This is a genomic window from Enterobacter cloacae complex sp. HYC003_NIDB, assembly GCF_056673375.1.
The window spans coordinates 3,831,085-3,852,460 of record NZ_CP114220.1 but is presented as its reverse complement, the minus strand read 5'-3'; the positions used below and the strand labels follow the sequence as shown (position 1 = coordinate 3,852,460).

The 21,376-nt window shown below is 55.1% G+C and carries 20 protein-coding genes; 14 read left to right on the top strand and 6 right to left on the bottom strand.

What is annotated here, in order from left to right; translation table 11 throughout:
• Positions 1-127: 127 nt before the first annotated feature.
• From tauA to tauD, 4 genes are read left to right on the top strand one after another with little or no spacing between them, the layout of a single operon-like run.
• Complete coding sequence (gene tauA / locus O1722_RS18510; RefSeq protein WP_032670520.1) at positions 128-1,090, top strand: taurine ABC transporter substrate-binding protein; 963 nt, start codon at positions 128-130, stop codon at positions 1,088-1,090.
• A 10-nt stretch (positions 1,091-1,100) separates the two neighbouring features.
• Positions 1,101-1,868 carry a taurine ABC transporter ATP-binding subunit gene (gene tauB, locus O1722_RS18505; RefSeq protein WP_015571326.1) on the top strand — a complete coding sequence of 256 codons (768 nt, stop codon included), beginning with the start codon at positions 1,101-1,103 and terminating at the stop codon, positions 1,866-1,868.
• On the top strand, positions 1,865-2,692 hold the full coding sequence (gene tauC / locus O1722_RS18500) for a taurine ABC transporter permease TauC (protein ID WP_017383144.1): 828 nt from the start codon (positions 1,865-1,867) through the stop codon (positions 2,690-2,692). Before tauB ends, tauC begins: the two co-directional genes overlap by 4 nt.
• Positions 2,689-3,540, top strand: coding sequence for a taurine dioxygenase (gene tauD / locus O1722_RS18495; RefSeq protein ID WP_033487708.1), 852 nt, complete (start codon positions 2,689-2,691; stop codon positions 3,538-3,540). Before tauC ends, tauD begins: the two co-directional genes overlap by 4 nt.
• A 79-nt stretch (positions 3,541-3,619) precedes the next feature.
• Here tauD and olsF read toward each other — a convergent pair whose 3' ends face one another.
• Both olsF and hemB read right to left on the bottom strand, forming a co-directional pair.
• Entirely contained in the window at positions 3,620-5,320 is a 1,701-nt protein-coding gene (gene olsF / locus O1722_RS18490) for a bifunctional ornithine lipid synthase OlsF (RefSeq protein WP_015571324.1), read from the bottom strand.
• A 128-nt stretch (positions 5,321-5,448) separates the two neighbouring features.
• The gene (gene hemB, locus O1722_RS18485; protein ID WP_015571323.1) at positions 5,449-6,423 is read right to left on the bottom strand and encodes a porphobilinogen synthase; all 975 of its coding nucleotides are present in this window, start codon (positions 6,421-6,423) and stop codon (positions 5,449-5,451) included.
• Positions 6,424-6,875: 452 nt separating this feature from the next.
• Here hemB and O1722_RS18480 point away from each other — a divergent pair, with 452 nt between their 5' ends.
• Together O1722_RS18480 and O1722_RS18475 are read left to right on the top strand one after the other, a co-directional pair.
• On the top strand, positions 6,876-9,650 hold the full coding sequence (locus tag O1722_RS18480) for an autotransporter outer membrane beta-barrel domain-containing protein (RefSeq protein ID WP_033487707.1): 2,775 nt from the start codon (positions 6,876-6,878) through the stop codon (positions 9,648-9,650).
• 88 nt (positions 9,651-9,738) lie between these two features.
• Positions 9,739-10,365 (top strand): helix-turn-helix domain-containing protein, encoded by a 627-nt coding sequence (locus O1722_RS18475; protein ID WP_015571320.1) that lies wholly within the window; start codon positions 9,739-9,741, stop codon positions 10,363-10,365.
• 2 nt (positions 10,366-10,367) lie between these two features.
• Here O1722_RS18475 and ampH read toward each other — a convergent pair whose 3' ends face one another.
• Complete coding sequence (gene ampH / locus O1722_RS18470) at positions 10,368-11,528, bottom strand: D-alanyl-D-alanine-carboxypeptidase/endopeptidase AmpH (protein WP_033487706.1); 1,161 nt, start codon at positions 11,526-11,528, stop codon at positions 10,368-10,370.
• 351 nt (positions 11,529-11,879) lie between these two features.
• Between ampH and sbmA the strand changes: the two genes are divergently transcribed.
• Both sbmA and O1722_RS18460 read left to right on the top strand, forming a co-directional pair.
• Positions 11,880-13,100, top strand: a complete 1,221-nt coding sequence (sbmA, locus tag O1722_RS18465; RefSeq protein WP_033487705.1) for a peptide antibiotic transporter SbmA — start codon at positions 11,880-11,882, stop codon at positions 13,098-13,100.
• Between the two features lie 12 nt (positions 13,101-13,112).
• Positions 13,113-14,210: a DUF1615 domain-containing protein gene (locus O1722_RS18460; RefSeq protein ID WP_017383149.1), complete on the top strand. Its 1,098-nt coding sequence runs from the start codon at positions 13,113-13,115 to the stop codon at positions 14,208-14,210.
• Here O1722_RS18460 and O1722_RS18455 read toward each other — a convergent pair whose 3' ends face one another.
• Positions 14,211-14,513 carry a DUF2755 family protein gene (locus O1722_RS18455; RefSeq protein WP_003859159.1) on the bottom strand — a complete coding sequence of 101 codons (303 nt, stop codon included), beginning with the start codon at positions 14,511-14,513 and terminating at the stop codon, positions 14,211-14,213.
• Between the two features lie 247 nt (positions 14,514-14,760).
• Here O1722_RS18455 and O1722_RS18450 point away from each other — a divergent pair, with 247 nt between their 5' ends.
• Entirely contained in the window at positions 14,761-14,982 is a 222-nt protein-coding gene (locus O1722_RS18450) for a DUF2754 domain-containing protein (RefSeq protein ID WP_015571318.1), read from the top strand.
• Between the two features lie 3 nt (positions 14,983-14,985).
• Here the strand turns inward: O1722_RS18450 and ddlA are convergent, their stop codons facing one another.
• A complete protein-coding gene (gene ddlA, locus O1722_RS18445; RefSeq protein ID WP_023296002.1) occupies positions 14,986-16,083 on the bottom strand; it encodes a D-alanine--D-alanine ligase in 1,098 nt (365 codons plus the stop codon).
• A 103-nt stretch (positions 16,084-16,186) separates the two neighbouring features.
• Here ddlA and O1722_RS18440 point away from each other — a divergent pair, with 103 nt between their 5' ends.
• From O1722_RS18440 to adrA, 5 genes are all read left to right on the top strand, one after another.
• Complete coding sequence (locus O1722_RS18440) at positions 16,187-16,870, top strand: extensin-like domain-containing protein (protein WP_017383151.1); 684 nt, start codon at positions 16,187-16,189, stop codon at positions 16,868-16,870.
• A gap of 169 nt (positions 16,871-17,039) precedes the next feature.
• Complete coding sequence (locus O1722_RS18435) at positions 17,040-18,254, top strand: multidrug efflux MFS transporter (protein WP_015571317.1); 1,215 nt, start codon at positions 17,040-17,042, stop codon at positions 18,252-18,254.
• A 208-nt stretch (positions 18,255-18,462) separates the two neighbouring features.
• On the top strand, positions 18,463-18,723 hold the full coding sequence (gene iraP, locus O1722_RS18430; protein ID WP_003859148.1) for an anti-adapter protein IraP: 261 nt from the start codon (positions 18,463-18,465) through the stop codon (positions 18,721-18,723).
• 293 nt (positions 18,724-19,016) lie between these two features.
• Positions 19,017-19,337 (top strand): phosphate starvation-inducible protein PsiF, encoded by a 321-nt coding sequence (gene psiF, locus O1722_RS18425; RefSeq protein WP_015571316.1) that lies wholly within the window; start codon positions 19,017-19,019, stop codon positions 19,335-19,337.
• Between the two features lie 102 nt (positions 19,338-19,439).
• Complete coding sequence (adrA, locus tag O1722_RS18420) at positions 19,440-20,543, top strand: diguanylate cyclase AdrA (RefSeq protein WP_033487704.1); 1,104 nt, start codon at positions 19,440-19,442, stop codon at positions 20,541-20,543.
• A 16-nt stretch (positions 20,544-20,559) separates the two neighbouring features.
• On the opposite strand, the gene proC is transcribed toward adrA, so the two are convergent.
• Positions 20,560-21,369: a pyrroline-5-carboxylate reductase gene (proC, locus tag O1722_RS18415; RefSeq protein WP_015571314.1), complete on the bottom strand. Its 810-nt coding sequence runs from the start codon at positions 21,367-21,369 to the stop codon at positions 20,560-20,562.
• Between the last annotated feature and the right edge of the window lie 7 nt (positions 21,370-21,376).

The following is a 21,376-nucleotide window of genomic DNA, read 5'->3' as shown; positions in this document are numbered from 1 at the left end:
ACTTTTTAACTATCCTTTGCCGGTTTTTTTCTAAAAACGATTCGGAATGAGCGATGCCTTTTTATTCCTTTATCAAAATTCCCGCGCCGGAAATACTGCCCTCATAACAACAAGGGGAGCAGGCACTATGGCAATTTCATCGCGAATCACATTACTCGGCGCACTGGCGCTGTGGGCTTTTCAGGCGCAGGCGGTGGACGTCACCGTCGCGTATCAGACTTCCGCTGAGCCGGCGAAAGTCGCGCAGGCGGATAACACCTTTGCCAAAGCGAGCGGGGCGAATGTCGACTGGCGCAAGTTCGACAGCGGCGCGGCGATTGTGCGGGCGTTAGCCTCGGGCGACGTGCAGATTGGCAACCTGGGCTCCAGCCCGCTGGCGGTGGCCGCCAGCCAGCAGGTGCCGATTGAAGTCTTCCTGCTGGCGTCGCAGCTCGGAAATTCCGAAGCGCTGGTGGTGAAGAAAAGCATCACGAAACCCGAAGATTTGATCGGCAAACGCATCGCGGTGCCGTTTATCTCCACCACGCATTACAGCCTGCTGGCAGCGCTGAAACACTGGGGCATTAAGCCGGGCCAGGTGCAGATCATTAACCTGCAACCTCCGGCGATTATTGCCGCCTGGCAGCGTGGCGACATCGACGGAGCATACGTCTGGGCGCCCGCCGTCAACGAGCTGGAAAAAGAGGGCACCGTGCTGACCGACTCCGAAAAAGTGGGGCAGTGGGGCGCGCCAACCCTTGACGTCTGGGTCGTACGTAAGGACTTTGCCGAGAAACACCCTGAAGTGGTGAAAGCCTTCGCCAAAAGCGCCATCGACGCACAGCAGCCATACATCAGCAACCCGGATGAATGGCTGAAACAGCCCGCCAACCTGGAGAAACTCTCACGTCTGAGCGGCGTGCCGGAAGCTGACGTGCCGGGGCTGGTAAAAGGCAACACCTATCTGACACCTGCGCAGCAGATCCAGCAGCTGAACGGGCCGGTGAGCAAAGCGATTGTCGACACTGCGACGTTCCTGAAAGAGCAGGGCAAAGTGCCTGCGGTGGCGACGGATTACAGCCAGTTCGTGACCGATCGCTTTGTGAAATAAGGGGGCTGCAATGCTGAACATTACAAACCTGTCTGCCGATTACGGCGGCAAACCCGCCCTGGAAGAGATCAACCTGACGCTGGACAGCGGTGAACTGCTGGTGGTGCTGGGGCCGTCCGGCTGCGGGAAAACGACGCTGCTGAACCTGATCGCCGGGTTTGTACCGTATCAGCACGGCACGATCCAGCTGGAAGGAAAACGGGTAACGGGGCCGGGCGCAGAGCGCGGCGTGGTCTTTCAGAATGAAGGATTACTCCCGTGGCGAAACGTTCAGGAAAACGTTGCGTTTGGTCTGCAACTGGCAGGTGTAGCGCGTGAACAGCGCCTGAATACGGCGCGCGATATGCTGAAAAAGGTCGGGCTGGAGGGAGCTGAAAAACGCTTTATCTGGCAGCTTTCAGGCGGGCAGCGTCAGCGCGTCGGGATCGCCCGTGCGCTGGCGGCTAACCCACAGCTGCTGTTGCTGGACGAACCTTTCGGGGCGCTGGATGCCTTCACCCGCGAGCAGATGCAAACCCTGCTGCTGCGCCTGTGGCACGAAACCGGCAAGCAGGTGCTGTTAATCACCCACGATATCGAAGAGGCCGTGTTTATGGCGACGGAGCTGGTGCTGCTCTCACCGGGGCCGGGACGCGTGCTGGAGCGCCTGCCGCTTGAGTTTGCCCGCCGCTATGTGGCGGGAGAGCCGGTACGCAGCATCAAATCCGATCCGCTGTTTATTGAACAGCGTGAATACGTCTTAAGCCGCGTGTTTGAGCAACGGGAGGCGTTCTCATGAGCATTGTTTTCAGTGAAAAAACGCGGCGGACGCGCCTTGCCTTACGCTGGCCGTTCTCTCGCCAGCTCACCTTAAGCCTCAGCACGCTGGTGGTGCTGCTGGCGGTATGGTGGGCGGTTGCCGCGCAGCAGTGGGTCAGCCCGCTGTTTCTGCCCCCGCCAGGCCAGGTTCTGGAAAAACTGATTACCATCGCCGGGCCGCAGGGCTTTATGGATGCCACGCTCTGGCAGCATTTAGGCGCCAGTCTGATGCGTATTCTGGTGGCGCTGCTGGCGGCGGTCATTATTGGCGTCCCGGTGGGGATCGCGATGGGACTGAGCCCGACGGTACGCGGCATTCTCGACCCGCTGATAGAGCTTTACCGTCCCGTCCCGCCGCTGGCTTACCTGCCCCTGATGGTGATCTGGTTTGGCATCGGCGAGACGTCAAAGATCTTACTGATATACCTGGCGATATTTGCGCCGGTAGCCATGTCGGCCCTGGCTGGCGTAAAAAGTGCGCAGCAGGTACGCATACGTGCGGCGCAGTCGCTCGGCGCCAGCCGCGCGCAGATACTGCTGTTCGTCATTTTACCAGGCGCGCTGCCGGAGATACTGACCGGGCTGCGCATCGGCCTTGGGGTGGGCTGGTCTACGCTGGTGGCGGCAGAGCTGATAGCCGCCACGCGCGGCCTTGGGTTTATGGTGCAGTCGGCGGGAGAGTTCCTGGCGACTGACGTGGTACTGGCAGGGATCGCGGTGATCGCCGCGATTGCCTTTGGATTAGAACTGGGACTGCGCGCGCTACAGCGTCGCCTGACGCCCTGGCATGGAGAAATACAATGAGTGAACGACTGACCATTACCCCGCTGGGGCCATATATTGGCGCGCAGGTGTCGGGCCTGGACGTAACCCGTCCGCTGAGCGATAACCAGTTTGAGCAGCTGTACCACGCGGTGCTGCGTCATCAGGTGGTGTTCCTGCGCGAACAGGCCATTACCCCACAGCAGCAGCGCGCGCTGGCCCTGCGTTTTGGCGACCTGCATATCCACCCGGTCTACCCGCATGCGGAAGGGGTGGAGGAAATTATCGTGCTGGACACCCATAACGATAACCCGCCCGATAATGACAACTGGCACACGGACGTTACCTTTATCGGCACACCGCCAGCCGGGGCGATTCTGGCAGCAAAACAGCTGCCGGAGACGGGTGGGGATACGCTGTGGGCCAGCGGGATTGCCGCGTTTGAGGCGCTCTCCGCGCCGCTCCAGACTCTGCTGAGCGGCCTGCGGGCGGAGCATGACTTCAAAAAATCGTTCCCGGAGTACAAGTACCGCAAAAGCGAAGAGGAGCACCAGCGCTGGCTGGATGCGGTCGCAAAACATCCCCCGCTGCTGCACCCGGTGGTGCGTACCCATCCGGTGACCGGAAAGCAGGCGCTGTTTGTGAATGAAGGGTTTACCACGCGTATCGTGGACGTAGCGGAAAAAGAGAGTGAGGCGCTGCTCGGCTTCCTGTTCGCGCACATCACCAAACCGGAGTTCCAGGTGCGCTGGCGCTGGCAGGAGAACGATCTGGCGATCTGGGATAACCGCGTCACGCAGCATTACGCCAATGCGGATTACCTGCCGCAGCGAAGGATTATGCAGCGGGCGACGATCCTGGGGGATAAACCGTTTTACCGTGCGCCTTGATTGCCGGGTGGCGGCGTTGCCTTACCCGGCCTACGTTTAATTGTAGGCCCGGTAAGCGCAGCGCCACCGGGCAACGGAGCTAAAGGTGTGCTTCTATATACCGCTGATAGCGGTTTGCCTTCAGATAACACAGATCCACCAGCACCAGCCCGTCGATACAGTTATTGAACGCCGGATCGCTGCCGAAATCGATAAACTGCACGCCGCCGGGTTCGCATAGCTCGGAATACTGTTTGTAGAGCGGCGGGATGCCGCAACCCAGGTTGCCGAGCAGGGATTTCAGCTTTGTCAGGTCATCCACGTAATCCACTCCGCCAAACTGTGCCAGCACGTCCGGAAGTGAGGCCGGGTAGGGTTGACGCGAGGCGGCTAAGGGATGGCTGGCCGGAAACCAGAGACGATAAAACGCCACCAGCAGATCCCGTGCGGCAGGCGGTAAGCCGCCGGAGATGGACACCGGACCAAACAGGTAACGGTAATGGGGATAGCGTGCCAGATAGGCGCCAATGCCTGACCACAGATAGTCCAGACCGCGACGCCCCCAGTAGCGCGGCTGTATAAAGCTGCGCCCCAGCTCAATACCGTGCTCAAGTATGTCCTGCATTTTTTCGTCGTAGTGGAACAGGCTGTAGCTGTACAACCCCTCGACGCCGCGCTTTTCCACCTGCATGGCCGTTGGCATAAAGCGGTACGCGCCGACAATCTCCAGGTCATCGTCATCCCACAGAATAAGGTGCAGATAGTCATCATCGTAGCTGTCGGTATCCCGGCGCTTCCCGCTGCCTTCCTCCACGGCACGAAAGGCAATCTCGCGCAGCCGCCCCAGCTCGCGCAGCAGAGGCGCCTCTTCCTGCCCGTTGCGCTGCCAAAGATAGATGGCCTTACCATCGCTGGTTTTGCCCAGACACTCGGCCTGCGCCAGTTCGCGCTTGAGCGTCGCCCTGTCTTCCGGGCGGGCAATGGCGCACTGGGTTTTAAAGACGCCAGGCAATCCCTTGCCAAGACGTATCACGTGCTGACGACACTGCTCGGCCATCTCACGCGATGAAAGGGTAGAACTAAACCGGTCATTCCAGGCAATCTGCTGGCCGATTTTGATCGGCAGCTGACTGTGACGGCGGCGAAACATCTGTTGCATCAGCAGCAGCATGGATACCGTTGGCGAGACCAGGGTACTGGCATAAAACAGCAGGCTATTGTGCGCCTGGATATGTACCGGGAGTAGCGGCACCCGTAGTTTGCCGGCCAGCTTGATAAAGCCCGGATGCCATTTTTTATCGCGGATGCCTTTGCGCGTTGGGCGGGAAACTTCGCCCGCCGGAAAGAAGATCAGCACGCCGGCGTTTTGCAGGTGCTGCTCCATCTGTATCAGCGAGGCTTTTGCGGTTCTGCCGCCCATATTATCTACGGGAATAAACAATGAACTGAGGGGCTCAAGGTGGGACAGCATCCTGTTGGTAACAACCCTCACGTCGCGTCGCACGCGGGAAACGGCATACAGCAGCGCCAGCCCATCCAGGGTGCCGGTGGGGTGGTTCGCTATCACAATGAGTGGGCCGTGTTCGGGGATTTGTTCGAGGTCGCGGGCGGAAACGGAGCAGTGAATATCAAGGTGTTCCAGAACCTGCTCCACCATATCCAGCCCTTTCAGGTGACGGTGGCTGGCGGCAAACTGCTGAAATTCGTCTTCGTGAAGCAGTCTTTTTAACAGACTTTTTTGCCAGGGTGCGGGCCTCGCCTGAGGCCAAAGGTCATCAAGAACGCTGTCGAGACTAAACATTGATCACTCCTCCTGCCGTCTTGCCCAGACAGTAGAAGGAGGAGATGTCGTTTGTATTGCAGTTTGGTGAAGATTAGTGCAGAGAGCAGGCCGGGTAAGGCGAAGTCGTTACCCGGCGCTAAAGCGGATTAACGCAGAATTTTCTTCTCAGCCAGATCCAGCGCGAAATAGCTGAAGATCAGATCCGCGCCCGCGCGTTTGATCGCCCCCAGGCTTTCGAGGATCACTTTCTCTTCGTCGATGGCACCCGCCTGCGCGGCGAATTTGATCATCGCGTACTCGCCGCTCACCTGGTAGGCGCCCAGCGGCAGTTCGGTGCGTTCGCGAATGTCGCGCAGGATATCCAGGTATGCGCCAGCAGGTTTCACCATCAGGCAGTCAGCGCCCTGGGCTTCATCCAGCAGAGACTCACGAATCGCTTCGCGGCGGTTCAGCGGGTTCATCTGATAGGTTTTACGATCGCCTTTCAGCGCCGTGCCGGCTGCTTCACGGAACGGGCCGTAGAAAGAGGAGGCAAATTTGGTGGAATAGGACATGATGGCGGTGTCGGTGAAGCCCGCAGCGTCCAGCGCCTGACGGATCGCCTGTACCTGCCCATCCATTGCCGCAGAAGGCGCAATGAAATCCGCACCCGCAGCGGCGGCAACTACCGCCTGCTTGCCCAGATTCAGCAGGGTCGCATCGTTGTCCACGCCGTGATCGCACAGCACACCACAGTGGCCATGAGAGGTGTATTCGCAGAAGCAGGTATCGGACATGACGATCATCTCCGGCACACTCTCTTTGCAGATGCGCGACATACGTGCGACGAGGCCGTCTTCTTTCCAGGCATCGCTGCCGGTCGCGTCAGTGTGGTGGGAGATACCGAACGTCATTACCGAGCGGATGCCCGCATTCGCAATGCGTTCGATCTCGCGGGCCAGATGCTTTTCAGGAATGCGCATCACGCCCGGCATCGCGTCGATGGCTTTGTAGTCATCGATCTCTTCTTCAACAAAAATCGGCAACACCAGATCGTTTAAGGTCAGTGTTGTCTCTTCAAACATGGCGCGCAGTGCGGGAGACTTGCGCAGGCGACGGGGACGTGCAATTAAATCGGTCATGGTATGCCTGATGTTTGTGGAACAAAGAGGTATAGTGTACCTGAAAGCAGGGAGCGGTGTTTTACTAAAGTTGTCTTTTAGATTTTCGAAATCGACTAATATTCGCTGTATGTATTTTGTCTATATTATAAAACTTATTCTGGTGTTCAGCGTGGTGTTTAATATTGGTGAGGTTTCTATATTGGTTCGGGATTATAAATATAAATGATTTATTGCTTTTTATTATATGTGCCGAAGCAACTAAAGTAGTTTGCAATCAGTTGAATTTATAATATTTATTCATAATGATTGATATTTCCATGGTTTTATAAGCTTATTTGTCTGAATACGGACTTAATGGAATCATTCATTGAACCTTTTCGAAGTGAAACTGCATAATTCCTTCCGCAATTTAATGTTGCTAAATGATTTGATGGACAAACTTGCTTACGTCCCTGAGGAGGGATGACCCAATGCAAACATGGAAAAAGAAACTGGTTGTATCACAACTTGCATTAGCCTGCACACTGGCTATCGCTTCTCAGGCCAATGCGAAAGATATATCCGGCACAACATATAATACTTTTGGCTATGACAATACCGCGTCCACGCCCTGGTATTATGGTTATGCTGACTGGGATTATTCAGATGCCACACATGATGGTGACATTTATCCAGTCATCAATAAATCAACCGTAAACGGAGTTATTTCGACATACTATCTTGATGATGGTGTCAATGGCCGTGCGAACGCGTTGAGTATTTCTAACAGCACCATTAACGGCATGATCACGTCAGAGTGTATGACCACGACGTGTGCAGATGGCGTGGATACTGACGGTACCACTCATACCCAGTATGATCGTTTTAGCCTGACTGTTGATAACTCCACCATCAACGATACCTACGAGCATTACGCCTACGATGTCGTCAATGGTGAAACCACTGAAACGCATTATCTGGACACCTATGGTCTGGGTAACGCGATCACGCTGGACGTTGAATCTGATATCGTTATTCAGAACAACTCCCATATCGCGGGCATCACGCTGACGCAGGGTTATCAGGAGCTGGATAACACGCCATACGACGGTGTTGAAGGGGTTGCTAACAGCAGCAATATCTTTACCGATACGCTGGTGGTGAAAGATTCTGTGCTGACCTCTGGTGCGTACAGCGATCTGGGTACCAGTGGCTTCTACGGTCAAACGGCGAAGCCGAGCGACTACGGTGAAACCAACGCCACGGCTGCGGATGATGCGGCGCTGATCGTTGTTGCTGGCGCGTCTGATAACGCTATGCAGACCACCGCTACCTTCGATCACTCTACCATTACCGGCGACATCCTTTTCGCCAGCACCTTTGATAACAACTTCTACGAGAATGGCGATCCGGTAACGGATACCACCGATGACGGCGTCTATAACCCAACTACCAACGGCTGGGATGATACCGACAAGCTGGATGTCACGCTGACCAACGGCAGTAAATGGGTTGGCGCCGCGCAGTCCAGCGTTGAAGCCATCGGCACGGCGCAGATGTATGGTGAAGGCTACAGCGATGTAGACTGGCACACGCTTTCTCCAAACAGCATCTGGCCTGATTCTACCTTTGACAGCAACGGTCATGTTGCAGGTGAAGAAGTTTATCAGAGCGGCCTGTTCAACGTGGCGCTGGATAACGGTTCCGAGTGGGATACCCGTAAGATCTCCAACATCGACGCGCTGACGGTGAACAACCTGTCTCAGGTCAATGTTGAAAACTCCGGCCTGCTGGCAGATTCCATCACCCTGACCAATGCGTCTAGCCTGAATATTGGCGACAGCGGTGGTGTGGCTACCGACAGCCTGTATCTGGATAGCTACAGCCGTGCTGCACTCACTGAAGAGACAGCTGAGCTGTATGCCAACACCATTACCGTGGACAACGGTGCAGAGCTGGCGCTGGGTCTGGGTCAGGTTGATACGCACAATATGGTGCTGACCGATGGCGGTGTGCTTAACGTTGCCAGCCGTGATTATGTGCTGAACAGCGACCTGAACAACGCACGCTATATCACCAACGATCGCTCTAAAGCGGACTACGACTATGGTGTTGTCGCGCTGAACTCTGACGGCCATCTGGCGGTGAACGGTGACGTTGCCGGTAACTATAAAGTGCGCATCGACGATGCGACCGGCGCAGGCTCCGTAGCTGACTACGAAAACAAAGAGATCGTTCGCGTCTATGACAATAACGCGGATACCGCTGCCAGCTTTACTGCGGCAAACAAAGCTGATTTAGGTGCATACACCTATCAGGCGCAGCAGAAGGGCGACACCGTTGTTCTCCAGCAGGAAGAGCTGACTGACTACGCCAACATGGCGCTGAGCATTCCTTCTGCTAATACCAACATCTGGAATCTGCAACAGGATACCGTGGGTACCCGTCTGACCAACAGCCGTCATGGCCTGGCAGATAACGGCGGCGCATGGGTGAGCTATTTCGGCGGCAACTTTGACGCGGATAATGGCACCGTTAGCTACGATCAGGACGTAAGCGGCATTATGGTAGGTCTGGATACTCAGATCGACGGTAATAACGCGAAGTGGATGGTCGGTGGTGCGGCTGGTTTCGCGAAGGGTGATATCAGCGATCGTACTGGTCAGGTCGATCAGGACAGCCTGACTGCGATGATCTACGCGTCGGCGAAGTTCATGAACGACATCTTCCTCGACAGCTCCCTGAGCTACACCCGCTTCAACAACGACCTCTCTGCTACCATGAGCAACGGTCAGTATGTTGACGGTAATACCACGACTGACGCCGTTGGTTTCGGGATGAAACTGGGCTATGACTGGAAACCAAACCTGTCTGGCTACGTCACGCCTTACGCGGCGATCTCTGGCCTGTTCCAGTCCGGTGATGACTACCAGTTAAGCAACGACATGCGTATCGATGGTCAGTCTTACGACAGTATGCGTTATGAACTCGGCGTGGATGCAGGTTATACCTTCAACTACGGCGGCGAGCAGGCATTAACGCCTTACTTCAAACTGGCTTACGTGTATGACGATGCCGACAACAATGCTGATATCAACAATGACAGCATTGATAACGGCGTGGAAGGCTCTGCGGTTCGCGTGGGACTGGGCACTCAGTTCAGCTTCACGAAAAACTTCAGTGCTTACACTGATGCGACTTATCTGGGCGGCGGCGACGTTGACCAGAACTGGGGAGCAAACCTGGGTGTGAAATATACCTGGTAAGAGAAAAGCGCGGGGGATTTTTCCCCCGCTTTTTTATGTGCTTTAAAAATAATAAAGAACCGACAGATACAGATGACTTGAGGTATGCATGAACGTTAATGCGAAACCACTTTCTGAATTAAGCCGGCTCATAAAGTGTCTGGAAGTCGCCGGTACCCCATTTAAGATCGAACCACAACAATTAATAACTACCGGCAATAATGATGATGAACCATTGACCGTTGTCATACAATCCGGCCTGACGGCCGTCCACCGTAAATCAGACGAATTACTTATGGGTATTGCGCGGGCACCGTATATCCACGGTTTAAGCGCATGGATAAATGAAAACTATCTTGAATATTCTTTGATGGCACAGACGCCTTGTACCGGATTTTATTTACCGGCATCTGACGCGTACCAGCTTATTCAGGACGCGCAACTTTGGCAAGAGGCTTTCTGCTGGCTGTCATGGCTTAACCATTTATTGGGAAAACGTGACATGCAGTTGGTCGGAAATAATTCCTATAGCCAAATCCGGGCGATGCTGATCAATATGGCCGAGTGGGATGACACGCTACGTTCAAAAATTGGTGTTATGAATCATATTCAGCGTAGCACTCGTATTTCTCGTTCGGTCGTTGCTGAGGTTCTGGCGGCGCTGCGACAGGGGAACTACATCAATATGAGCCGGGGCAAACTGATCAGTATCAACCGTTTGCCCACGGACTATTGAGATCAGTTAGAGGCCGTAAGCACCTGCGCTTTATTGGCGCTCAGCTCGGCCACCAGGTTATTTATGCCATCACTCATATTCACGAAGCGTGTATTTGGCGACCGGGTGACCACCACAAAAGCGCCTACGTTTGATTGCGGAATCATCGCCATGTAGGTGATGAATCCGCCACCTCCACCGGTTTTTTGAATAATCCCAGGTCGGCCATCTTTTGGCGCCATATACACCCAGCCCATGCCGAGGGCATCGGCTTTACCTGGAACATCCATGCCAATGACGCGTCGTAGCTGAGCACGCTGGTAGATGAGCGTCTGCATTCGGTCGGCCTGATTGCTACGCGCGTAAAAATCCGATGAGAGGAACTGTTGCATCCAGCGCATCATGTCGCCAGGCGTAGAGTAAACGCCACCGCTGCCAATGGCAGCCAGCGTGTTATTGCACGGGCTGGCCCCTTTTTCCGCCACCATCAGACGCTTGCACTGGTCCGGGGAAGGGGTGTAAGTGGTATCTTTCATCCCGAGCGGACGCGTGATCTGCTCTTCAAACAGTTGAGGGTAAGGCTTACCCGACGCCGTCGCTAAAGCGTCGGCCAGCAGATCAAACGCCAGGTTAGAATAGCCGGCCTGCGAGCCCGGGGCCGATTTCAGGGTTGCTGTGCTCAGGTAGTTCCAGCGTTGCTCGCGGGTTGGCCAGACAAAGACAGGGCGATGCGCAGCGCCACCGGGCTGTTCTCGCGGCAGGGCGCTGGTATGGGTCGCCAGATTCACCAGTCTGATCGGCGTTCCCTGATATGTCGGAACGCGAGCGCCGGGCGGTGCATATTTGCTGAGCGGATCGTCGAGTTTCACCACGCCCTGATCGAGCAGTTTCACCAGCATTTCGCTGGTCATCAGCTTGGTTATCGATGCGACACGGATAACGGAATCCAGCTGCGGACGAATGTTATTTCCCGGTCGTGTTTCACCGAAGCTGCGAAACACCCGCTGGTTACCGTCGATCACGACCAGCGCCATTCCCGTCGCACCGCTGCCGTAATAAATAAGGTTGGCGTAGCGATCGGCAATGTCAGAGGCCAGAACCGGGGCCGTCAGAGGCTGTGCTGCCTGGGCGGTGGACAGGCTCACCGCACACAGCGCGGCGATAGAGAGCAGACAACGTTTCAACGAAAAGCATCCATCAAGTGAATAAGGAAAGTTACGGGTAGTTATACTACTAATCGGCGTCGGGCAATGGCCCGATTTGCATAACGATAGCGAGAAAAACGTAACCGTGGGTAAATTTGAACAATTTACTTGCGGCGTGGCTCCCATTTTGTGACATCGACCGTATGATAGACGCTACGATCGCTGTTGCGAATGAAACGCACCGAAACAATTCCTGAAAACTGTGAAGCGAACTAATAATTCACCCGCAGGTCTCACTTTTTTGCCTGAGCCGGGAGTCTGGCACAGGCAAGGTTTCGTGTGGCGATATGTTGAACACAGCAACAGCCATAACAACAAGAAGGAAGCACAATGTTTAAGTCTTTTTTCCCAAAGCCGGGGCCCTTTTTCCTGTCGGCATTTATTTGGGCACTGCTGGCTGTCATTTTCTGGCAGGCCGGTGGCGGCGCGTGGCTGACCCGTCTTACGGGGGCAACGGGCGACATTCCCATTAGCGCAGCGCGCTTCTGGTCCATGAGCTATCTGCTTTTCTACGCTTATTACGTGCTCTGCGTAGGGCTTTTTGCCATGTTCTGGTTCGTCTATTCTCCTCACCGCTGGCAATACTGGTCGATTCTCGGCACGTCGTTAATCATCTTTGTCACCTGGTTCCTGGTGGAGGTGGGCGTAGCGGTCAACGCCTGGTATGCGCCGTTTTACGATCTGATCCAGACGGCGCTGAGTTCGCCGCATAAAGTGACCATTAACCAGTTCTACCATGAGGTGGGGATCTTCCTCGGCATCGCCCTTATCGCCGTGGTGATTGGCGTGATGAATAACTTTTTCGTCAGCCACTATGTATTCCGCTGGCGTACCGCGATGAACGAACACTATATGGCGCACTGGCAGCACCTGCGGCATATCGAAGGTGCCGCACAGCGTGTGCAGGAAGACACCATGCGTTTTGCCTCTACTCTGGAAGATATGGGCGTAAGCTTTATCAACGCCATCATGACGCTGATCGCCTTCCTGCCGGTGCTGGTGACGCTCTCGTCGCACGTTCCGGAGCTGCCGATTGTCGGCCATCTGCCATACGGCCTTGTGATTGCTGCGATTGTCTGGTCGCTGATGGGAACGGGGCTGCTGGCGGTGGTGGGGATCAAGCTGCCGGGGCTGGAGTTTAAAAACCAGCGCGTGGAAGCGGCCTACCGTAAAGAACTGGTGTATGGCGAAGACGATGCCAACCGTGCGTCACCGCCTACCGTGCGTGAGCTGTTTGGCGCCGTACGTCGTAACTATTTCCGCCTCTATTTTCATTACATGTATTTCAATATCGCGCGCATTCTTTATCTTCAGGTTGATAACGTTTTCGGGTTGTTCCTGCTGTTCCCGTCCATCGTTGCGGGTACGATTACGCTCGGTCTGATGACCCAAATCACCAACGTCTTTGGTCAGGTTCGTGGTTCGTTCCAGTATCTGATCAGCTCCTGGACTACGCTGGTGGAGCTGATGTCCATCTACAAACGTTTACGCAGTTTCGAGCGTGAGCTGGACGATAAGGACGTGCAGGAAGTCATCCATACATTAGGTTAAAAAGGAATTGCTATGCCATTTGCCGTACCACGTGCATTACCGCTGACGTTACTCGCCGCTTTCGTGCTGGCGGGCTGTGCCGAAAAAGGGGCTGCCCCGCTCAAAGAAGGGGAGAAGCCCGTTGATGTGGCGAGCGTGGTGCGGCAAAAAATGCCCGCCAGCGTGAAGGATCGCAGTGAGTGGGCTGATGCGCTGGCCGCGACCTTCAAAAGCCAGAAGATCGCGCCTACCGAGGAGAATATCTGCTCGGTGCTCGCGGTGGCGCAGCAGGAATCGATGTATCAGTCAGATCCTGTAGTGCCTGGCCTGAACAAAATCGCCTGGAAGGAGATCGACCGCCGGGCCGAATCGATGCATATCCCGGTTTTCCTGGTGCATACCGCCCTTAAAATCACCTCGCCAAACGGTAAAAGCTACAGTGAACGGCTGGATACGGTGAAAACCGAGAAACAGCTTAGCGCCATTTTCGATGATTTCATCAATATGGTGCCGATGGGGCAGAAGCTGTTTGGCTCGCTAAATCCGGTGCATACCGGCGGTCCGATGCAGGTCAGTATCGCATTTGCGGAAAAGCATACCGACGGCTATCCGTGGGATATCGACGGTACGGTACGTCAGGAGGTCTTCTCCCTGCGCGGTGGGCTGTGGTTTGGGACGTATCACCTGCTGAATTATCCGGCCAACTACGATAAACCGCTGTATCGCTTTGCCGACTTTAACGCGGGCTGGTATGCCAGCCGAAATGCAGCCTTCCAGAATGCGGTAAGCCGCGCCAGCGGTGTGAAGCTCGCTTTGGACGGCGATCTCATTGCTTACGGCAGCAGTGAGGCCGGGACCACCGAACGTGCGGTGCGAAAACTCTCGACGAAGCTGGAGATGAGCAACAGCGACATTCGCCGACAGCTGGAGAAGGGCGACAGCCTGGCGTTTGAGAAAACGGATCTGTATAAGCAGGTCTTTGCGCTGGCCGAGAAGAAAAGTGGAAAGGCATTACCCAGAGCCATTCTGCCAGGCATTCAGCTAGAAAGCCCGAAGATCACGCGTAACCTGACGACCGCCTGGTTCGCGAAACGCGTTGACGATCGTCGGGCACGCTGTATGGGACTGTAATCAGTGGCGGTTGCGCCAGCGCAGGACAAGGGCAATCACGCCCAGAACCATGCTGCCCGCGAGGAAGGGAATGAGTCCAAATACGGTGCTCACGCCTAAACCGATTTCAACGCGCGGGCGGCCTGTATCCTGCACCTGCATCAGATGCTCATACACGCCAGGGGCATGCACCAGCATATTCAGCAGTTGGGTTCCTGCCCAGAAACAAAACAGAACAAACAGGGCATAGGCAATATTCCCCGCCGTGGAGGTTTTTGGTTGTTTTCCGCCAAAAATCGGTTTCGACAATGTAAAGTCTGCCATAAGACCTCCCGATAATATCACTCTGTTTTAATACGCGTCGTACAGGGTGAGTGTGACAGGTCATAGCATTTGTCAATATCAGAATCGTGGGAAATTCGGCTCAGGATTTCTCCTGGATTGTCGATTTCTGCATCACGTCACAAATTGATAACATAAGTGAAACTGCGCTGCATTTCAGAATTTACGTATCCGCCACAGACGCCATTATCAAACTGTGAGAGGATAGTTTTTTTCTGCCGGAGTTGTCATGAAGCTCACTTCCAAATTACGCCGTGACTGGCATTACTACGCCTTTGCGATCGGGCTGATCTTTATTCTCAACGGTGTTGTCGGGCTGCTGGGATTTGAAGCGAAAGGCTGGCAAACCTATGCGGTTGGGCTGGTAACCTGGGTAATCAGTTTCTGGCTGGCGGGATTTATTATCCGCCGTCGTCCCGATGAGACGACGACGGCAGAGAAAGCTGACTAAGCGTTAGTTAACGGAACTTTTCAGGGCGCTGTCAGCGGCGTGGCGCTCCAGTGCCAGTTCAATCAGGCGGGTGATCAGTTCCGGATAGCTTATCCCGCTGGCCTGCCACAGCTTCGGGTACATGCTGATATTGGTAAAGCCCGGCAGAGTGTTGATTTCGTTAATCACCACCTCGTTATCCGGCGTCAGAAACACGTCGACGCGCGCCATCCCACAGCATCCCAGCGCCTGATAGGCTTCAACGGCGATCGCCCGGATCTTGTCGTTAACGTCGGGATCGAGCGCGGCGGGAACCACAACCTGGGCACCTTTGTCGTCAATATATTTGGTGTCGTAGGAATAGAAGTCACTGTTCAGTACCACTTCACCACAGGTACTCGCCTGCGGGAAGTCGTTGCCCAGTACGGCGCACTCAATTTCACGACCGTTAATTCCCTGCTCAACCACCACCTTATGGTCAAATTCAAAGGCCAGACGAACGGCATCGTTAAACTGCGCTTCGCTGGTGACTTTGCTGACGCCGACGGACGAGCCCTGATTCGCCGGTTTCACAAACAGCGGCAGGCCGAGTTGCGCCTGGATCTGCGCGAAGCTGTGTTTATCGCGGTTGGCGCGAGTGAGCGTCACGAACGGCGCAATATTCAGACCGGCGTCGCGCAGGAGACGTTTTGTGACGTCTTTATCCATGCAGGCGGCAGAGCCCAGCACATCGGAACCGACAAACGGCAGGTTTGCCATCCGCAACATGCCTTGCAGAGAGCCGTCTTCGCCCAGCGTGCCGTGAACGATAGGGAACACTACGTCAATCTGTGCCAGCGCCTGCGCGTTCCCGGCATCGATAAGCTGTCCCTGTTCCACGCCTGGAACCGTTGCGACGCTGATATCAGAAGGATTAAGGGCAATGTGCGCCGGATCGTCAGCGTGTAACAGATACTGGCTGGCATCGTTAACATGCCACTGGCCCTGTTTATCAATGCCCAGCAGCACCACGTCAAAACGGCTTTTATCAATCGCATCAACGATATTTTTAGCCGATTGCAATGACACCTCGTGCTCTGCCGATTTTCCCCCAAAGACAATACCTACGCGCTGCTTTGCCATCTCACTCTCTTCCAGTCTGACGAAAAGCCCATAACATACCACGATGCCCGGCGGGTTTCGCGGCCTTCTGCCATAATGTTTTGGGGATGCTGAAGGGGGGCGCGTGAAAGGAAAAGGTCTGCTTATTCTTATTGTTATTGCCGGGATCGCCACGGTGGGCTACCGCTGGTTGCCGCCGTATTACAATCCTTTCGTGCCGCTTACGCTTGACGATCCGCCCGGAAAAATAACCCAGTTTAAACTTCGGCGTTTAACACCGCAGGCATGCGAAAGCCTGTTAGCGCAGGCGAATCAACGCCAGCTTATCCGTACCCAGGCTGTCGCTGACAGCGCCGGTGAGTGTCCGCTGAGTAACGTGGTGCGCGTGCGCGATTTTGGCCCGGTGAGCCTGAACAGCAGCTTTCTGGCCAGTTGTCCGCTGGCGTTAAGTTCTGCGCTGTTTGTCAGCCAGCAGGCCCGACCGCTCACCAAAACCTGGACCGGAAGCGAGCTTACGCGTATTGAACATCTGGGCAGCTTCGCCTGCCGCAATATCTACAGCCGCCCGGATGCGCGGCGCAGCGAACATGCCACGGCGGATGCGCTGGATATCAGCGCTTTCAGGCTGGCAAATGGACAGCGCGTTACCGTCCTGAACGGCTGGAAAGCGGAAAAGACGCAGCCCTGGCTACAGGCCCTGCTCTCGGCAAGCTGTGGCTATTACGGTAACGGTCTGGGGCCGGACTATAATGCCGCCCATGCCAACCATTTCCATCTGGGGATGCGCGGCTATGGATTATGTCGATGAAGCATAATCTTCCGCCAAAAAATGGATAAATTGTGACTTATTTCACAAATATGATGACTGGGAAGATAAAACACCAAAGTCTGCAAGGCCGCATCTCTGGCGCTATGTCATTGCGCGTAACTTGCTAATCTGTCGGCGAATTCGCCTAAAAATGAAGACTATTTCTGTTATGGAATCCTGGAAAGTTAATCTCATTTCAGTCTGGTTCGGCTGCTTCTTCACCGGACTGGCTATCAGCCAGATATTGCCCTTCCTGCCGCTGTATGTATCGCAGCTGGGAGTGACTTCCCATGAAGCGCTCTCGATGTGGTCCGGCCTGACGTTCAGCGTGACGTTTCTGGTCTCCGCCATTGTGTCGCCGATGTGGGGCAGCCTGGCGGATCGCAAGGGGCGCAAGTTGATGCTGCTCCGCGCCTCGCTGGGGATGGCGATAGCCATTTTGCTCCAGGCCTTCGCCACCAACGTCTGGCAGCTGTTTATTCTGCGGGCGATAATGGGGCTGACCTCCGGTTACATTCCGAATGCCATGGCGCTGGTGGCCTCACAGGTGCCGCGTGAGCGAAGCGGCTGGGCGCTCAGCACGCTTTCCACGGCCCAGATCAGCGGGGTCATTGGCGGCCCGCTGCTCGGTGGCTTCCTGGCGGACCATGTCGGGCTGCGTGCGGTCTTTATCATTACCGCGATCCTGCTGACAATCAGCTTTCTGGTCACCCTTTTTCTGATTAAAGAGGGCGGGCGGCCTGTTGTCAGTAAATCCGAACGCCTGAGCGGAAAAGCGGTTTTCGCCTCGCTGCCTTATCCTGGCCTGATGATTAGCCTCTTTGTGACGACGATGGTGATCCAGCTCTGTAACGGTTCGGTAGGGCCGATTCTGGCGCTGTTTATCAAGTCGATGGCGCCGGACAGCAGCAACATTGCTTTTCTGAGCGGGATGATTGCCGCGGTGCCGGGCGTGTCGGCGCTGATGTCTGCTCCGCGTCTGGGGAAACTGGGCGACAGGATCGGTACGGCACGTATTCTGATGGCAACGCTCATCATTGCGGTGATCCTTTTCTTTGCCATGTCATTCGTCACCACACCTCTTCAGCTCGGCATCCTGCGCTTCCTGCTTGGCTTCGCAGATGGCGCCATGCTGCCCGCTGTTCAGACGCTGCTGGTGAAATATTCCAGTGACCAGGTAACCGGCCGCATTTTTGGCTACAACCAGTCGTTCATGTATTTAGGCAACGTAGCGGGCCCGCTTATCGGCGCCTCGGTCTCGGCAATGGCGGGTTTCCGCTGGGTATTTGCCGCGACGGCGGTGGTGGTCCTGCTGAATATTATTCAACTGGCCTTTGCCTTGCGACGCCGCAGGCGAATCGCTGAGGCAAAGTCGGCCCGGTAAACACGATAATATATTATTTATTCTTATGAACGCCGCATTTTTATATAACGAAATGCGGCGCCTTTCTTTCAGGAAAACGTTTCGCTTTCGCGCTGAAATATCTTTTTTGGCAGCGATGTCACTTTTGCATAAGATAAAGCCAATCCATGCTTTTCATTATTCAGAGAGGGTGTTAATTTCAGGGGAAATCACATAAGGAAATAGCACCATGAAAAATCTCATTGCTGAGTTGTTGGTTAAGCTTGCCCAAAAGGAAGAAGAGTCGAAAGAGCTGGTTGCCCAGGTCGAGGCGCTGGAAATCGTTGTGACGGCGCTGCTGCGACAGATGGCAAAACCGGAGCAGGAGGCGTTGATCGACAACGTTGAAGGCGCGCTGGAAAAAGCGCGTCCTGATTCCCAGGTGCCTGCGGAAGATGCGGAGCTGCTTCAGCAATACGTAAAGAAGCTTTTAAGGCATCCTCGCAGCTAACCTGTCTGAGGTGAAATGACGTGTCACAGAATTGTCATGCAGGATGCCTGGCGTCGCTCTGTTTTTATTTTTACACATTTATGCAGGGAAAATTAAATTGAGACAGAGCACACCTTTCACCGCATAATTTCTGTTATTAATTACCGCCTCCCCCCGGCGAAACCGGTTAATGAATATTGTGCCGATACAGGGCTGAAATAACCGCAGAGCCCGGCGAAAATCAGAGTCGCAGGGTGGTTTTTTTCCCGTAACGAGCCAGACTTAACGTGGAACTTCACATAAAGGATGGTGCAATGAAAACAACAATACTGGTTACCCTGCTCTCTGGCCTGTGTCTGATCGCCTCAGCACACGCGGAAGAGAAAACGTTAACGCCCCAGCAGCAGCGCATGACGACCTGTAACCAACAGGCGACATCGCAAAGCCTGAAAGGGGATGCCCGTAAAACGTACATGAGCGACTGCCTTAAAAATGGTGCGGCTAAACCCGGTGAAAAAAGCCTGACCCCACAGCAGCAAAAAATGCGTGAGTGCAACGCCCAGGCGACACAGCAGATGCTGAAAGGCGACGATCGCAGCAAGTTTATGAGCGCGTGCCTCAAAAAACAGGCGTAGTGCTAACGGGTGAGTCACGGCTGTGGCTCACCCAAAATTTCATACTTTCCCCGCTATCCCCCTCTCTATAATTTGGGAAAATGTTTCAGAATATTCCCAAAAATGATGAATGATGAGTTTTATGACAATCACGAGAACATTCGGGAAGCGTGGCACCAGCAGCTTTCTCAGGATGATTCATACCGTTCCGGTCTGCGATTTGCCCGGCGAATACGGCTGGCACGCATCGTTGGTCTGGCGGCGCTATTTGTTCCGCTTGCCAGCGTTCTGGTGAGCCAGTTTCTTTCCGGCGTCTGGTGGTTATTGCTGGTGGGCTGGGTCTTTGTCTGGCCCCATCTGGCCTGGCAGCTGGCTTTTCGTTCGGCTGAACCCCACAGCAGTGAAATTGTTAATCTGAAAATCGATGCCATTATTGCCGGTGTCTGGATGGGGCTAACAGGGTTCAATGCGCTACCAACGGCGGCGCTGATCGTGATGATTGGCATGAATATGATGGGATCGGGGGGATGTCGGTTATTTCTGACAGGACTGACGCTGCTTGCTCTGTCTGCCTTGCTCACCGTGCAATCCACGGGTACTCCTGTGGTATTGACCTCTGAACCGCTGGCGTTGTGGCTGACGCTCCCCGTGCTGGTGGTCTACCCCATACTGTTTGCCTGGCTCAGCCACCGCACGGCGATCCGTCTGGCAGAGCATAAGCGTCGGCTTGAGCTGATGAGTACCCGCGACGGAATGACCGGCGTGTTCAATCGCCGTCACTGGGAAACGCTGCTGCGTAACGAATTTGAGGCCTGCCGTCGAAGCCATCGACAGGCGACGATACTGCTCATCGATATCGATCACTTCAAGACGATCAACGACACCTGGGGGCATGACGTGGGGGATGAAGCGATTGTCGCCATCACGCGCCAGCTTCAGCTGACCCTGCGCTCAGGCGATTATATTGGCCGTTTTGGCGGGGATGAGTTCGCGGTGATCATGTCCGGCACGCCTGCCGACAGCGCGATTGCAGCGATGTCGCGCGTCCACGAACGGCTGGTCAACATGCCGCTGCACGGAGCACCTATGGCGAGGTTGTGTATCAGCGTTGGGGTTGCCCCCTGGGGGGCGCAGTTCACCCACTATCGTGAATGGCTAAAGGCGGCGGACGTGGCCCTCTATAAAGCCAAAAATGCCGGACGGGGCCGCACCGAAGTGGCCGCCTGACGCCCGGCGTAGCGCATCAGGACTTACTGAGCTTCTCTGATTTTTCCATGCATTTTTCCATCGCCTCGATCACGGCGGAGCGGAACCCGCGATCTTCCAGCACGCGCACGGCTTCAATGGTTGTGCCCCCCGGTGAGCACACCATATCTTTCAGTTCGCCCGGATGTTTACCCGTTTCCAGCACCATTTTGGCCGAACCCATCACCGCCTGCGCTGCAAATTTGTAGGCCTGCGCGCGCGGCATTCCACCCAGTACGGCGGCATCGGCCATGGCTTCGATAAACATAAAGACATACGCCGGGGCAGAGCCGCTCACGCCGACTACCGGGTGGATCATCGGTTCGGCAATCACTTCCGCTTCGCCGAAGCAGCGGAAAATATTCAGTACATCCGCCACGTCTTCAGATGTGACCAGCGCGTTCGGGGTAACGGATGTCATACCGGCATTCACCAGCGACGGGGTGTTTGGCATGGCGCGAACAATCTTACGGTCGTGGCCCAGCGCGCGGGCGAGCTGATCGAGGGTCACGCCTGCGGCAATCGATACCACCAGGGTCTCTTTGTTAAGGCTGGAGGTGATCTCGCTCAGGACTTTAATCATGATATTCGGCTTAACGGCACCAAAGACAATATCCGCCACCTGAGCCACGTCCTGTGCGCTTTCGGCAGCGTTGACACCATACTCATCACGCAGCGCCGCGACTTTATCCGGGGATGGGGTATAGACCCAAATCTGCCCCGGCAACACCTGCCCGCTGGCAATCAGTCCGCCGAGGATAGCTTTGCCCATATTTCCGCAGCCGATAAACCCGATTTTCTTATCCATCACGTCT

Coding starts and splice junctions, on each gene's coding strand:
- tauA (WP_032670520.1), top strand. CDS start 128: ATGGCAATTTCATCGCGAATCACATTACTCGGCGCACTGGCGCTGTGG.
- tauB (WP_015571326.1), top strand. CDS start 1,101: ATGCTGAACATTACAAACCTGTCTGCCGATTACGGCGGCAAACCCGCC.
- tauC (WP_017383144.1), top strand. CDS start 1,865: ATGAGCATTGTTTTCAGTGAAAAAACGCGGCGGACGCGCCTTGCCTTA.
- tauD (WP_033487708.1), top strand. CDS start 2,689: ATGAGTGAACGACTGACCATTACCCCGCTGGGGCCATATATTGGCGCG.
- olsF (WP_015571324.1), bottom strand. CDS start 5,320: ATGTTTAGTCTCGACAGCGTTCTTGATGACCTTTGGCCTCAGGCGAGG.
- hemB (WP_015571323.1), bottom strand. CDS start 6,423: ATGACCGATTTAATTGCACGTCCCCGTCGCCTGCGCAAGTCTCCCGCA.
- O1722_RS18480 (WP_033487707.1), top strand. CDS start 6,876: ATGCAAACATGGAAAAAGAAACTGGTTGTATCACAACTTGCATTAGCC.
- O1722_RS18475 (WP_015571320.1), top strand. CDS start 9,739: ATGAACGTTAATGCGAAACCACTTTCTGAATTAAGCCGGCTCATAAAG.
- sbmA (WP_033487705.1), top strand. CDS start 11,880: ATGTTTAAGTCTTTTTTCCCAAAGCCGGGGCCCTTTTTCCTGTCGGCA.
- O1722_RS18460 (WP_017383149.1), top strand. CDS start 13,113: ATGCCATTTGCCGTACCACGTGCATTACCGCTGACGTTACTCGCCGCT.
- O1722_RS18455 (WP_003859159.1), bottom strand. CDS start 14,513: ATGGCAGACTTTACATTGTCGAAACCGATTTTTGGCGGAAAACAACCA.
- O1722_RS18450 (WP_015571318.1), top strand. CDS start 14,761: ATGAAGCTCACTTCCAAATTACGCCGTGACTGGCATTACTACGCCTTT.
- ddlA (WP_023296002.1), bottom strand. CDS start 16,083: ATGGCAAAGCAGCGCGTAGGTATTGTCTTTGGGGGAAAATCGGCAGAG.
- O1722_RS18435 (WP_015571317.1), top strand. CDS start 17,040: ATGGAATCCTGGAAAGTTAATCTCATTTCAGTCTGGTTCGGCTGCTTC.
- iraP (WP_003859148.1), top strand. CDS start 18,463: ATGAAAAATCTCATTGCTGAGTTGTTGGTTAAGCTTGCCCAAAAGGAA.
- psiF (WP_015571316.1), top strand. CDS start 19,017: ATGAAAACAACAATACTGGTTACCCTGCTCTCTGGCCTGTGTCTGATC.
- adrA (WP_033487704.1), top strand. CDS start 19,440: ATGATGAATGATGAGTTTTATGACAATCACGAGAACATTCGGGAAGCG.
- proC (WP_015571314.1), bottom strand. CDS start 21,369: ATGGATAAGAAAATCGGGTTTATCGGCTGCGGAAATATGGGCAAAGCT.